The sequence below is a fragment of the Acinetobacter sp. SFA genome, assembly GCF_001647535.1.
GTDB lineage: Bacteria > Pseudomonadota > Gammaproteobacteria > Pseudomonadales > Moraxellaceae > Acinetobacter > Acinetobacter pecorum.
Window position 1 is genome coordinate 339,540 of sequence record NZ_LSZI01000001.1, and the last position, 13,224, is coordinate 352,763.

Genomic DNA, 13,224 nt, shown 5'->3' on the forward strand with positions numbered 1-13,224 from the left:
CCTTTAACTTTTTAATTAATTTGTTGTATGAACAAGAGGCAGACCAAGCTGAACACGGCGACGCAACCAAGGACTTGGACGGTAACGCTGGTCACGGGTAATCGCAGTCATACGGTCTAATATTTTCAGGATTTTTTCAGCACCCAGTACATCCCCCCATTCAATAGGGCCATATGGATAGCCAAGGCCTAGTCTCACTGCGATATTGATATCTTCTACCGTTGCAACGCCTTGCTGGGCAATATCACAGCCGAGATTCACAATCATTGCCAAAGCACGTTGAGCCACAAAGCCGACGCTTTCCTGAATTACGCTGACGGTCATACCATCCAGATTGAAAATCGATTGGGCTGCTTTTATTAGCTCAGGTTGGGTGACAAAAGTTGGCATCAAGGTACGGTGTTTATTCAGACCATATAGCAGATCGATACACACCACTTGCTGAGGTGCCACATGATAACGAACAGCGGCTGATGTTGCATCTTCACCATAAGTGGCAATCAGGATTAAAGCCTCTGCTGAAGGTATCTCAGTTTGCTCAATCTGAATGTTGAACTGTTGCAGATATTGCTCAAGTGCCTGACGGTCTTCACTATATTCTGTGCCTAGCCAGACTGCTGGATATTGATCGAGTTTTTCAACCAATGCTGGAGCCACATCACCTACTTTGCTGCCCGAGGTGTAATCATAAAAACCTTTACCGGTTTTACGACCTAACTGCTTGGCAATAAAACGCTGACGGGTAATCACGCTTGGACGGTAACGTGCTTCTTCATAATACTGGTGATAAATCGATTCACTCACCGGATGCGAGACATCCATACCGGTCAGATCACCTAATTCAAACGGCCCCATCTTGAAACCGATTCCGTCACGGTAGATCCTGTCAATATCATAAAATGGTGTGACATTTTCATTCAGAATTGCATAGGCTTCGCTACCAAAGGCACGGCCGGCATGGTTAATGATAAACCCTGGCGTATCTTTAGCTTTGACCGGACGATGACCCATTTTTGTCGAGAGCTGGGTTAATGCTTCAATAATGTCAGCACGGGTGTTAAAGCCTTCAATCACTTCGACCACTTTCATCAGTGGTACCGGATTAAAGAAGTGATAACCGGCAACACGTTCTGGCTGCTTACAGTTGGCGGCGATTGCGCTAATCGACAATGAAGATGTATTGGATGCCAGAATCGCTTCTGGTTTTATAATTCCTTCCAGTTGCTGCATCAATTTTTGCTTGATTTCCAGATTTTCAATAATCGCTTCAACAATTAAGTCACAATCTTTCAGGTCTTCTAGCTGCTGCGCAGTCGACAGATGAGCAATATCTTCAGCGGCTTTTTCATGGCTGAATTTACCTTTATCTGCCAAGGTATTTAATGTTTTGGCCAGTTTGTCCTGTGCCTGTTCGGCTGCCCCTTCTTTGGCATCAAACAGTACAACATCATGACCAGACTGAATCGCGATCTGGGCAATACCTGCACCCATCGTGCCTACACCAATAATGCCAATTTTTTGAATCTGAATACTCATGCTTATCGTCCCTGATAATTCGGTTTACGTTTTTCGATAAAGGCCTGCATGCCTTCTTTTTGATCTTCTGAAGAAAACAGCATCTGGAAAGACTTACGTTCCAGGGTAAGTCCGGCATTGAGCGGCACATCTTCGGCCAATAAAGCCACTTCCTTGATTTGCTCCAAGGCAATTGGTGGCATTTTTGCCAGCCCTTCTGCCATCTTGATGGCAGTTGCAAGGGTTTCACTGTCTTCAGTCACCTGGGACACCAGGCCAATTTGATAGGCTTCCGGTGCAGGTACCAGACAACCGGTCATGATCATGCGCATGGCATGAAATTTGCCAACTGCACGGAATAAGCGCTGGGTACCACCTGCACCCGGCATGACACCCACTTTTACTTCAGGCTGACCAAACTGGGCACTTTTCCCGGCAATAATAATGTCTGCATGCATGGCCAGTTCACAGCCACCACCCAGTGCATAACCGTTTACAGCTGCAATCACCGGTTTGGAACATTGTGCAATCGCCTGCCAGTAACGTTCAGTCCGACGCTGCATCATCTGGATGGTTTCTGCATTGGCCAGTTCTTTCAGGTCTGCGCCTGCTGCAAAATCTGTTTCACCACCGGTAAGAATAATGGCACGGACATTTTCATCATCATTCAGTTGCAGAAAAGCCGCCGCAAGTTTCTGGCGAACTTCTGTATTCAAGGCATTTTTCGCTTCTGGTCGATGAATTTTAACCATCGCTACATGTGCTGAAACTTGTTCTACTTGAACTACCTGTTCCATTAAAATCTCCATTTATTTTGTATAGCGAAATTTTATTTTATATAAAACTAAGGTTTCTCAAGCTATAAATCAAGGATTTTTAACCCCAGAATTCAAAAAAGTTATTTTTAAATAAAAATAGAGTAAAAACTCTTGTTCAATTTCTCATTTTATGATTAATTAATTTCGCAATACGGAATTAATTATTTTAAATGCAATCTGGTTATTCATTTCAATGAATAATCACCATAAGGCAGAACTTAGAAGTAATTTACGAAATCAAATTTTCCAGTAATGAGATGATTTTGATTTAGCGTAAAGCGTGAAAAATCGAATGTAGCCTGATAATAAATGCAGCGGCTGTTGTGTGTAGAGCAAGTCTGTTAAATCAGGAAAACTATGTTTCCGTGAGGAAGAAAAATGGATTTAGCGGTAGCAGAGGAAATGCTACTTTGAATATATAGAGGATATAAGAATGACAAGCGATACCATCGTAACAGGAGACAATAAAACCGATGTCTCCTCCACGGATACCATCAAACAGGCACCAAAACGTCTATGGATGACGGCTTTTGTCTTTGCTTTTCTGATTTTGCTCTGTGACGGTGCAGATATCGGGATTCTGGCTTTTAGTCTGACCAGTCTTAAAGCGGAATGGGGCCTAACTTCTGTACAGGCGGGGGCCTTGGGAAGTTATTCTCTTTTAGGTATGGGGATTGGAGGCTTTATTGGTGGATGGGCATGCGACAAATTTGGACGTGTCCGCGTCATTGTACTGGCAACCATCGCCTTCTCGATCTTGTCTGCCTACTCAGGTTTTGCGCAGTCTTATACTGAATTTGCAATGTTACGTACTCTGTCCTGCTTAGGTCTGGGCTGCTTGTATATTGCCTGTAATACCTTGATGTCTGAATATGTGCCTACCAAATACCGTACCACAGTGCTGGCAACATTGATGACCGGCTTCACTCTGGGTTCTCTGGTGATTACCATGCTTTCAGGCTGGATTATTCCTGAGTTCGGCTGGCGTATGCTGTATTGGATTACGATTGCACCTTTAGCACTCGGTATCCTCATGCACTTTATGGTGCCTGAACCAGAATCGTGGAAACGTGTTCGGGAAATGAAAAGAACTGGCCAGATCGTGGATAATAATGCGAAAAAAGGCAATCCATATATCACCATTTTAAAAGATAAAACCCACGGCAGAATGTTTATCTTATGGTCATTCAGCTCAGGTTTTCTCTTATTCGGTTATTTCGGTGTAAGTAACTGGCTGCCAAGTTATCTGGAAGCTGAATTAGGTATCAAATTCAAGGAAATGGCGATCTATATGATTGGTACTTTCTTGACCATGATATTCGCCAAAATCATTGCGGGCTATGTTGCTGACAAGATCGGCCGTCGTATCGTGTTTGCTTTCGGCACCATGGGAACTGCGCTGTTCATTCCGGTCGTGGTCTACATGCACACTCCAGATAACATCGGTGTACTGATGCTGATCTTTGGTTTCCTGTACGGCATTCCATATGCCATTAATGCAACCTATTTAACTGAAAGCTTCCCGACTGCAGTTCGTGGAACAGCCGTGGGTGGTGCATTCAATATTGGCCGGATCGGTGCCATTTTTGCCCCGATTACCATTGGCTATCTGGCCATGCATGGCTCAATTGGAACTGGCTTGATGGTGATGGGCGCTGCCTACTTCTTCTGCGGCTTAATTCCGGCCCTGTTTATTAAAGACCGTTTATACGATCCGCAAAAAGCAGAATAAATACTCTCCGGAAGACAGTACAACTTGCTGTCTTCCTCTTTCTCCAATTATTGACCACACGTATAGAAAGGTTTCCTTTCATTCAGGATTAAAAGTTTCTTTAGGGATTAAGAAATGAAAAAATTAGTTTTAGCTACATTGTGCGGTATTGCATCAGGAACTGTACTTTCAGCAGAAGTATCGGAAGATCGTATCCAGTTTCTAGAAGCACAGCTCAAACAGATTCAGTCCGAACTGGAACAGCAAAAACAATCGCAGCTTGCTTTGAAAGTACAGCAGGAACAGTCTAAAGTAGCAGAATCCAAAAGTTTAAGTAGCATGATGGACAATGTTGATGTGTATGGAATGATCCGTCTGGATGGCGCGATTGATTTTAAGAGTACGCCAGAAACCCGTGGCCGTACCATTAACCAGATCAATAAAGTGCCTTTTACTGAACCTGATTCAGTCCGTTCCGATTTCACTGCAGCCGCCAGCCGTATTGGTTTTCTGGCCAAAGATCTGGGAGGTAATCCGAATATTTCCGCACGTCTGGAAGCTGATTTCTGGACCAACAATGGCAAAGGTGATGGTGGCCTCCGTATCCGTCATGCATATTTTAAATATTATAACTGGACTTTTGGTCAGGCCTGGTCACTCATGTCTACGCCGGAAATTAGCACCGATGCGGTAGACTACAGTTTATTGCTCGGTGGTTCGATCTTACGTACTCCCCAGGTCAGTTATGCGTTTAAGCTTGATCCGGAAAATACCTGGAATGTCGGCTTGGAATATATGGCCGGTGGTGATCGCTCCTCTGCCTTACCTGCCTTAACCACCAAATTTGTACATCAATCCGGTCCGCTACATCTGTTAGCTCAAGGCTTTATCAATGAAAAGCAGGCGCAAACCGCGACAGGTGATATCGAGAAAGTTGGCTGGGGGGTTGGTGCTGGTGGACGTTATCGTTTTGATGATAGAAACTCTATTCAGGGCAATTATTTCCATATAGTAGGCGATCAGCGTATTGCTGCCTTTTTAATTCAAGGTTCTACGGTTGACGGTGCAGCTTGGGGTGGCGACTATTCGGTTGATACAGCCAATAATGAACTTTTACTGAATGAGTTTAACAGTTTGAATATCGGATTTACGCATAAATTCACACCGAAATGGCGTAGCAGTATTGCAGCCAGTGTGGTCGATTTTGATGATTCTAGCGATTATGCTAAAGCCAATCCGGAAGCCAATAAGCGCTTAACCGACTATGTGGCTAACGTGATCTATTCTCCTGTTCCAAAGATTAATCTGGGTGCAGAATATCATCATGGCAAGCGTGAAACCTTTGACAATAAGGAAGCAGATATTTCGCGTATCAACCTCTCTGCCAACTATAGTTTTTAAGGCCTCAGGAGACAAGGATGTCAGCCCAAGGGCAAATTTCACGCCGTTTCATGTTCATGATGGCAATGACCTGCGCACTTTGCGCAGGTTGTAATTATTTTAACCAGCCCTTGATTTATTCTATTGCAGAGGATCTGCAGATCAGTGTAGCCCAGTCTGGCTGGACTGTAGTATTGACCCAGATTGGCTATGCCACCGGGTTATTTTTGTTTGTCCCTCTGGGGGATTTGTTCGAAAAACGGCTGTACATCTGCAGTTTAATGTTCTGTACCGGACTGGCACTTATTGGGCTTTCAGCCAGTACCAATCTGCATATGTTGTATGGCTTTACTCTGCTCGCCTCTTTTTGTTCGATTACCACCCAGATTCTGATTCCTTTTGCCGCCAGCCTGTCGCAACGTGATAAAAGTGCCGAAGTCGTTGGCCTGCTCATGAGTGGTGTTCTGGTGGGTATTCTGTTTGCCCGTACCGTAGCCGGACTGATTTCTACTTTATGGTCCTGGCATGCGGTATACCTATTTAGTGGTTGTGCAATTCTTCTGCTAAGTCTGGCGATGTGGTTCCAGTTGCCGAGCACCAAGAGCCAGTTGCAGATGAATATATTGCAAATTTATCGCTCACTATTTACCTTTGCCCGAACAGAACCCATGCTGATCCGGCGTAGTATGATCGGAGGTTTGGGTTTTGGCATGCTGAGTATTATCTTTACTACCATGACTTTTATTCTGGCTGAAGCACCGTATCATTTTAATGATTTCCAGATTGGTCTCATGGGTATTGTGGGTGTGGTCGGCATCTGGTCCTCTCAGTGGACTGGTAAAATGATTGGCAGACATCGGGAAAAATGGATTGCGCACCTGGCCACATGTGGACTGATTCTGGCCTGGATTCCCTTATTCTTTGCCCAGAACTATTTATGGATTTATATCCTGGGCTTGATTCTGGCTTATTTTGGAATTTCCTGTTTGCATGTCTTGAACCAGAATCTGGTCTATCGAATTTCAATGCAGGCACGCTCGCGGATTAATGCCATCTATATGACCTGTTATTTTTCAGGTGCCGGTCTGGGAGCATTTTTATCGCTGCATTTATGGAAAAGCTATGGCTGGTCTGCCTGTGTCATTTTAGGTTTTATTTTTGCCCTCTTGATCTTTGTGATTAACTATTATGATTTAAACCAAGAAAGAAATTTAGCCAATATTCAGCCTGAGCCTTAAATACTGTTAAAAACCTTTAGAGGTTAAAAGCTTATTTTTTTATCCCGCTTTCTATATCAAGTGCAAATTCTAAAGATGATACGCTCATAAAAATAGAAAAAATTTTGAGGCCTGTTTAACGTTTCCTTTCTCTCTGAAGAGTGGTTGAAAATATTGATATCTTAACTTTTTAGAGTTAATTCAATTTACTATTTTCCATTGCGAGATAAACAGATTTCAATTCAGTTAAAGGTGCTGGTTTTGCATAAAAGAAGCCTTGTAGCAAATCACAGCCCTGTTGATAGAGCAAACTGGCCTGACTTAAGGTTTCGACCCCTTCTGCGACAACTTCCAAATCTAGCTGATGGGCTAGATGAATAATGGATTGCACAATTGCAGCATCCTGACCATCGAGGGTCAGCTCTTCAATAAAACTACGGTCTAACTTGATTTGATTGATCGGCAAACGACGCAGATAACTGAGACTCGAATAACCTGTGCCAAAGTCATCAATGGCAACCTGTACGCCTAAAGCACGCACCGCTTTTAAAATTTCTATGGTTCGGTCTGCGCCATTAATGATGACACCTTCCGTAATTTCAATTTTAAGTAGTTCCGGCGGTAATTGACTGAGTTGAAGCGCATGTTCAAGTACCTGTAGAAAGCCTGCTCTACGGAATTGTAAGGGAGAAATATTCACCGATACCGTGATCTGGCTATTATGTTTCTTGTTCCAGTGCGCAATATCTAAACAGGCCTTTTCCAGCACCCACTGGCCTACACTAATAATCTGCCCGGTTCTTTCTGCAAGAGGGATAAAAATTGCTGGGGAAATATAACCCTGTTGCGGATGACACCAACGGATTAAGGCTTCCACACCTGTTACATGTCCAGTTTCAGGATGAACCAGCGGCTGATAGAACAGGTCGAAATTTTCCTGATTGATCGCTTCCATAAGTTCCAGACGCAGATTGGTATAATCTATTTCTGCGACAGGCTGCATTTTGTTTTTTTCATACCACTGCCAGATGTTACGCCCCTGTCTTTTGGCTTCCTGCATTGCCAAAACAGACTGATAGATCAGTTCAGATGAATGCTGGATTGAGCTGTCATCCGCCACAATACCAATACTGGCACTTAAATGTATTTTGTACTGATCAATAACAAAAAGTATGGAAAGAAGCTCAAGAATTTCTCCAGCGATCGCCTCCACTTCAGATGACTCATATATTCCTGAAAGCAGTAAGATAAACTCATCTTCAGCAAAGCGGCATAGCACGTTATCGTCTTGAATAAATTTTTGCAGCCGCTCACCCACACTTTTAAGAATCTGATCCCCCACCAGATGACCCAAGCTGTCATTAATATTTTTAAAGTCATCCAGGTCTATATATAGCAGCACCAAAGGTTCTGAACTCTCATGCTGTACTTCAAAAATATTTTCCAGAATTTGCTTAAATGCATGCTGGTTCGGCAAGCCGGTTAAATAATCATGGGTATGCTGATGCCGGATATATTCTTCGTGAATAAGTTGCTGGGTAATATCTTCCTGAATTCCTAGAAAATGGGTACAGGTCCCAGTCTGATCAAAAATAGGACCTAGGGTTAAACGGTTCCAGAACCAGCTGCCATCTTTACAATAACTTTTTATGGTGACCTGAATTTCTTTTTGTTTTTTGACTGCTTGCTTGAGTAATGAAATTTGATCCGGATCAGTATCTGGACCCTGCAAGAAAAAACAGCCTTGCCCTAATACTTCTGTTTCTGTATAGCCTGTGAGCTTGAGAAAAGCCGGATTCACATACACCATTAACCTTTCTTCTGAAACATCGGTAATAAAAAGACTATTCGTACTGGCTTCTACTCCCCGTTTTAATAAGCGCAGATCCTCCTTGTTTTTACGGGATAAAGTAATATCCCGCGCAATGCCAATAACGCCGGTAACTTTCTGATTTTGTATAATCGGTAAATTGGTCAAATCCAGCCATAAAATATCTCCAGTAACATTATAGATTGGAAGCTCAAAATGTTGAGATTTACCTTGCAGCGTTTCTATAAATGAAAAGTTGGCCAGCTCATGAAATTCAGGTGGTATAAAAGCACAATAATGCTGACCACAAATTTGCTCTTTAGAAAATCCTGTAATTTCTTCGCAAGCAATATTGGTAGTAAGCATATTCCCCTGTAAATCAAGTTCAAAAATGATATGCGGATGATAAGTATAAAAAGAACAGTATTTCTCATTAAGCTCCTGTCTTTTTTGACGCTCCTGATCAAGTTCGATTGCGAGAGCCACTAATTTTGCCGCTTGTTTCAAAAGCTCAATATGCTGTTCTGTCGGTATTTTGGGTGCCCGATAATAGGTCGAAAAAGTGCCATATAAAATATCTGAGGCATTTATAATCGGCATAGACCAGCAACTAGACAGCTTTTCTGCATTCACTACAGCACGGTAGGACTGCCAGTTTGGATCTTTCATTAAATTTGGACTAATGACGAGTTGACGCAAAAAAGCAGCTACGCCACAGGTTCCTCGATCAGGACCAATCTTTAAATCTTGGATGACATTACAGTACTCTTTTGAGAAATGCTGCTGGCCACTTATAACATTTAAAGTTTGCGAGTCTTCTCTATAGAGCATAATTGTGACAAGCGCCTCTGGAATACGTGATTCCAGCCATTGGCTAATAATGTCGAGAATAGGTTTGAGTTCAGTATGGCGGCCAATCAGATTAAAAATATGAAAAATATCTTGATCATCACAATTATTATGCATTCAGACTATCACCTTCCTTAGCTTGTTAACATTTTAGACTTATTCTTAAGATAATCATTAGCAAAAGTTTATATGTACATCTTAAAAGTGCGAAATATGCCTCATTTTATGTGTAAAAAAATATTAATATTAAAGTTTAAAAATCACAGCCAAAGCTGTGATTTGAAATTATGTTTCACTCGTTCAAATTTTGATGTCTTATTTTTAGGCTGCTTGTTGACGACTGTCCACTAATTTACAGCCAGTCTTCCTTTGCAACTCCTCAAAACTTAAGCCATCCACTATTTCAATAACCTGAGCTTGGCCATCTTTTAATTCAATCACACAGAGATCGGTATAAATGCGGTTGACACACTGCTTACCTGTTAGAGGATAAGTTAGTTCTTCAACGATTTTTGCTTCACCGTTTTTGGTCATATGCTCCATACAGACATAGACACATCGAGCACCCACGGCCAGATCCATTGCACCGCCTACAGCAGGTACAGCATCAGCATTACCGGTATGCCAGTTCGCCAGATCACCATTAATAGCAACCTGAAAGGCACCCATGATACAGATATCCAGATGCCCGCCTCGCATGATATCGAAAGAGTCCGCAGAATTCATAAAACTGCCACCTTGTAGCATGCTTACGAGTTCTTTACCGGCGTTAATCAGGTCATCATCTGCCTGTTCAGGATCATTCAAGGCAGCAAAACCTAAAACGCCATTTTCCGAGTGCAGAATTACTCCTTGTTCAGGTTTTAAATAACCAGCCACGCGTGTCGGTAAACCAATACCCAAATTCACAAAAGAGCCAGCTGGAATGTCTTGTGCCACTTTAGCCACAATCTGTTCACGGCTACGTTTTTGAATATTCATCATTTAATATCTCCAACCTTGACCACATGCTGTACAAAAATTCCCGGCGTTACGATGATCTCTGGATCAAGCTCTCCCAGTTCCACAATCTGATGCACTTGTGCAATGGTGGTTTTTGCTGCTTTGGCCATGATCGGACCAAAATTCCGTGCTGCCTTACGGTAGGTCAAGTTGCCCCACTGATCTGCCTGATTGGCATATACCAAGGCATAATCAGCATGAATCGGATATTCCAGCACATAATCTTTTCCATTGATATTTCGGGTTTCTTTACCTTCAGCAATTTTGGTACCAAAACCGGTTGGAGTAAAAACAGCTCCTAAGCCTGCACCGGCTGCCTGAATACGGCAGGCCAGATTGCCTTGTGGCACCAGTTCCAGTTCAACTTTTCCTGCCTTATACAGGTCTTCAAAGACGGTTGAGTTATTGGCCCGCGGGAATGAACAGATCATTTTTTTAACCAGTCCAGACAACAGCAGATTGGTTAGACCACGATCTCCAGAAGCAGCATTGTTGTTAATAATGGTTAAGTCTCGAGGACCAAGATCAATTAATGCTTCGATTAATTCGACCGGCTGACCTGCCAGGCCAAAACCACTGGTCATAATGTGTGCACCATCAGGAATTTGCTTGAGTACCGTCTCGATATCCTGCGTGATTTTATTCATCATATTGCTTCCTAGCATGTTCTATCTATATTGCAATTGCAGATTAATCTGCCTTTTGCGGATCAAATAAGCGGTCTTTAATAAAGAAAGCGGGTATCAGGCCACAAAGAAAATAGGCAATGCCCATGATCAGTAAACCCGTACCAATTGAGCCTCCTTGAGCAAAATAACCAATGGTAAGAGGTGCAAACACAGCACCCAGTCTGCCTACGTTATAGGCACCACCCACGGCTGTTCCACGCACTTTGGTGGAGAAGCTTTCTGTCATGTAAGTCGCATTAATACCGTATGGAATACCATAGAGAAAACCAAAAAATAACATCAGCCAGAGAATGTTATCCGGCGTATTACCAAAGACAATCACAGGGATAAAAATTGCAGTACCCATAGTGCCGAAAGCAAATACCGCACGACGGCCAATCCGGTCAGCGATAAAACCGGCAATAACCTTGGTACACATCATGATCAGGAAAGTTCCGATCATATACATGGTCATTTCTTTAAACTTGATTCCCAGATCAGTCTCTAAGTAGGCCGGTAACCAGTTGCTGACTCCATAATAGCCAAACTGTAAAAATGCGGTACTGAAGGACCAGAGGATAAACATGCGACGGCTGAGTGCATCTTCAAAAATCATTTTGAAAGTGTTCTTGGGCTTTTCCTGCACAATGCCACTGGCTTTTGCATCCAGTCGGGCCTGACGTGCTTCTAACCAGGCTTTCGGTTCAGGCACCAAAAAGTACATCGCGAAAGCCAGTACAATTGGAATAATGGCAATATAATAGAGGTATCGCCAGCCAAACTCAGGTAATAACCATCCAGCCAGAACAGTTGCGACCACCGAGCCTAAAGTCCAGCCAGTCATGAGCGTTGCCAATACTGTAGAGCGATATTTGGTGGGTACATACTCTGCCATGAGTGTGTTACAGGCAATATATAGAGCACCTAGTCCAATCGCAGACGTAAATCGCAGCCATTTGAACTGATCATAACTTTCCACGAATCCCAACCAGAAGGTTAATGAAGAAAATAATGCAATGGCAATGACGATAACACGAACTCGGCCAAAACGGTCACATGCCCAGCCACCAAAAAAACCGCCGATAGCCATGCCTGCAAGTGTCCAGCTTCCCAAGGCACCGGCCTGCATATTACTTAATGAAAATTCTTGTTTCAGACTGGTCAGACTGTAGGCTAATAATGCAATATCAGCACCATCAACCAGTAATGCCAAAAATGAGAAGATAAAGGCCAGAATCCAGACTTTTTGCTTGGGTTCGTTTCCACCTTCTACCTGGTGTTGTTGTGAACTGATCGTATCCATAATGCTCTTTCTACTTTTCGGCACTCCTGTGCCTTTTAAAAATCAATATTTCACTTAATTATTTAATTGAAATATATAATATTTATTGATCATTATCACGCTTTAACAAAGTGATATAAAAATGCTTTTCAAGGTTTTTAAAAATTGAATACGGTGAAATCACATAGCAATCTACAAATAGATGTGATTAAGCCGCGATGCTTAACCCCGAAAACAATCTAGCCAGCAATGCTGGCTAGAGGGAGATCTCAGGTTTAGTTGCAAAAGGCTGCAATTCCGGTTTGTGCACGTCCTAAAATCAGGGCATGTACATCGTGGGTACCTTCATAGGTATTTACCACTTCCAGATTAACCAGATGACGGGCTACACCGAATTCATCGCTAATCCCATTACCGCCCATCATGTCACGGGCCAAACGGGCAATATCCAGTGCCTTACCGCAGTTATTACGCTTAATTAAAGATGTACCTTCAACTGAAGCAATACCCTCATCCTTCATGCGGCCAAAACGTAAAGCCACCTGTAAGCCAAGGGCAATTTCAGTTTGCATGTCTGCCAGTTTTTTCTGGATCAGCTGATTCGCAGCAAGTGGTCGGCCAAACTGTTTACGGTCCATGGTGTACTGATGCGCGGTATGCCAGCAGAATTCTGCAGCTCCCATCGCACCCCATGCAATCCCGTAACGCGCACTGTTCAAGCAGGTAAAAGGCCCTTTTAAACCACGAACTTCCGGAAATGCATTTTCTTCTGGAACAAAGACATTATCCATCACAATTTCACCGGTGATTGAGGCACGTAGACCCACCTTGCCGTGAATCGCTGGAGCAGAAAGCCCTTCCCAGCCTTTTTCTAGAATAAAGCCACGAATGTCGCCGACATTACCTTCGGCAGAAACTTCTTTGGCCCAAACTACAAATACATCGGCAATCGGACTATTGGTAATCCACATT

The 13,224-nt window shown here is 43.0% G+C and carries 10 protein-coding genes; 3 read left to right on the forward strand and 7 right to left on the reverse strand.

The features are described 5' to 3' along the window. Positions 1-15: 15 nt before the first annotated feature. Positions 16-1,536, reverse strand: coding sequence for a 3-hydroxyacyl-CoA dehydrogenase (locus AY607_RS01580; RefSeq protein ID WP_064101556.1), 1,521 nt, complete (start codon positions 1,534-1,536; stop codon positions 16-18). Positions 1,537-1,538: 2 nt separating this feature from the next. Next, the gene (locus tag AY607_RS01585; RefSeq protein WP_005096905.1) at positions 1,539-2,312 is read right to left on the reverse strand and encodes an enoyl-CoA hydratase; all 774 of its coding nucleotides are present in this window, start codon (positions 2,310-2,312) and stop codon (positions 1,539-1,541) included. A gap of 454 nt (positions 2,313-2,766) precedes the next feature. Between AY607_RS01585 and AY607_RS01590 the strand changes: the two genes are divergently transcribed. From AY607_RS01590 to AY607_RS01600, 3 genes are all read left to right on the forward strand, one after another. Continuing rightward, complete coding sequence (locus tag AY607_RS01590) at positions 2,767-4,065, forward strand: MFS transporter (protein WP_064096774.1); 1,299 nt, start codon at positions 2,767-2,769, stop codon at positions 4,063-4,065. 114 nt (positions 4,066-4,179) lie between these two features. Beyond that, positions 4,180-5,445, forward strand: coding sequence for a DcaP family trimeric outer membrane transporter (locus AY607_RS01595; RefSeq protein WP_064096773.1), 1,266 nt, complete (start codon positions 4,180-4,182; stop codon positions 5,443-5,445). Between the two features lie 17 nt (positions 5,446-5,462). Continuing rightward, positions 5,463-6,662, forward strand: a complete 1,200-nt coding sequence (locus AY607_RS01600; RefSeq protein WP_064096772.1) for an MFS transporter — start codon at positions 5,463-5,465, stop codon at positions 6,660-6,662. Positions 6,663-6,837: 175 nt separating this feature from the next. On the opposite strand, the gene AY607_RS01605 is transcribed toward AY607_RS01600, so the two are convergent. The 5 genes from AY607_RS01605 to AY607_RS01625 form a co-directional block, all read right to left on the reverse strand. Further along, entirely contained in the window at positions 6,838-9,417 is a 2,580-nt protein-coding gene (locus tag AY607_RS01605) for an EAL domain-containing protein (RefSeq protein ID WP_064101557.1), read from the reverse strand. Positions 9,418-9,621: 204 nt separating this feature from the next. After that, positions 9,622-10,281 (reverse strand): 3-oxoacid CoA-transferase subunit B, encoded by a 660-nt coding sequence (locus AY607_RS01610; RefSeq protein ID WP_064096840.1) that lies wholly within the window; start codon positions 10,279-10,281, stop codon positions 9,622-9,624. Continuing rightward, entirely contained in the window at positions 10,281-10,952 is a 672-nt protein-coding gene (locus AY607_RS01615; RefSeq protein ID WP_064096770.1) for a 3-oxoacid CoA-transferase subunit A, read from the reverse strand. The genes AY607_RS01610 and AY607_RS01615 overlap by 1 nt, the downstream gene beginning before the upstream one ends. 40 nt (positions 10,953-10,992) lie before the next feature. Further along, positions 10,993-12,273 carry an MFS transporter gene (locus tag AY607_RS01620; protein WP_064096769.1) on the reverse strand — a complete coding sequence of 427 codons (1,281 nt, stop codon included), beginning with the start codon at positions 12,271-12,273 and terminating at the stop codon, positions 10,993-10,995. A gap of 254 nt (positions 12,274-12,527) precedes the next feature. Beyond that, the coding region (locus AY607_RS01625) for an acyl-CoA dehydrogenase family protein (protein ID WP_264753784.1) at positions 12,528-13,224 on the reverse strand (697 nt) is incomplete at its 5' end.

What these genes read in the sequence shown, in the direction of transcription:
- AY607_RS01610 (WP_064096840.1), bottom strand. Translation starts at nt 10,281, where the DNA reads ATGAATATTCAAAAACGTAGCCGTGAACAGATTGTGGCTAAAGTGGCA.
- AY607_RS01615 (WP_064096770.1), bottom strand. Translation starts at nt 10,952, where the DNA reads ATGATGAATAAAATCACGCAGGATATCGAGACGGTACTCAAGCAAATT.
- AY607_RS01605 (WP_064101557.1), bottom strand. Translation starts at nt 9,417, where the DNA reads ATGCATAATAATTGTGATGATCAAGATATTTTTCATATTTTTAATCTG.
- AY607_RS01600 (WP_064096772.1), top strand. Translation starts at nt 5,463, where the DNA reads ATGTCAGCCCAAGGGCAAATTTCACGCCGTTTCATGTTCATGATGGCA.
- AY607_RS01595 (WP_064096773.1), top strand. Translation starts at nt 4,180, where the DNA reads ATGAAAAAATTAGTTTTAGCTACATTGTGCGGTATTGCATCAGGAACT.
- AY607_RS01620 (WP_064096769.1), bottom strand. Translation starts at nt 12,273, where the DNA reads ATGGATACGATCAGTTCACAACAACACCAGGTAGAAGGTGGAAACGAA.
- AY607_RS01585 (WP_005096905.1), bottom strand. Translation starts at nt 2,312, where the DNA reads ATGGAACAGGTAGTTCAAGTAGAACAAGTTTCAGCACATGTAGCGATG.
- AY607_RS01590 (WP_064096774.1), top strand. Translation starts at nt 2,767, where the DNA reads ATGACAAGCGATACCATCGTAACAGGAGACAATAAAACCGATGTCTCC.
- AY607_RS01580 (WP_064101556.1), bottom strand. Translation starts at nt 1,536, where the DNA reads ATGAGTATTCAGATTCAAAAAATTGGCATTATTGGTGTAGGCACGATG.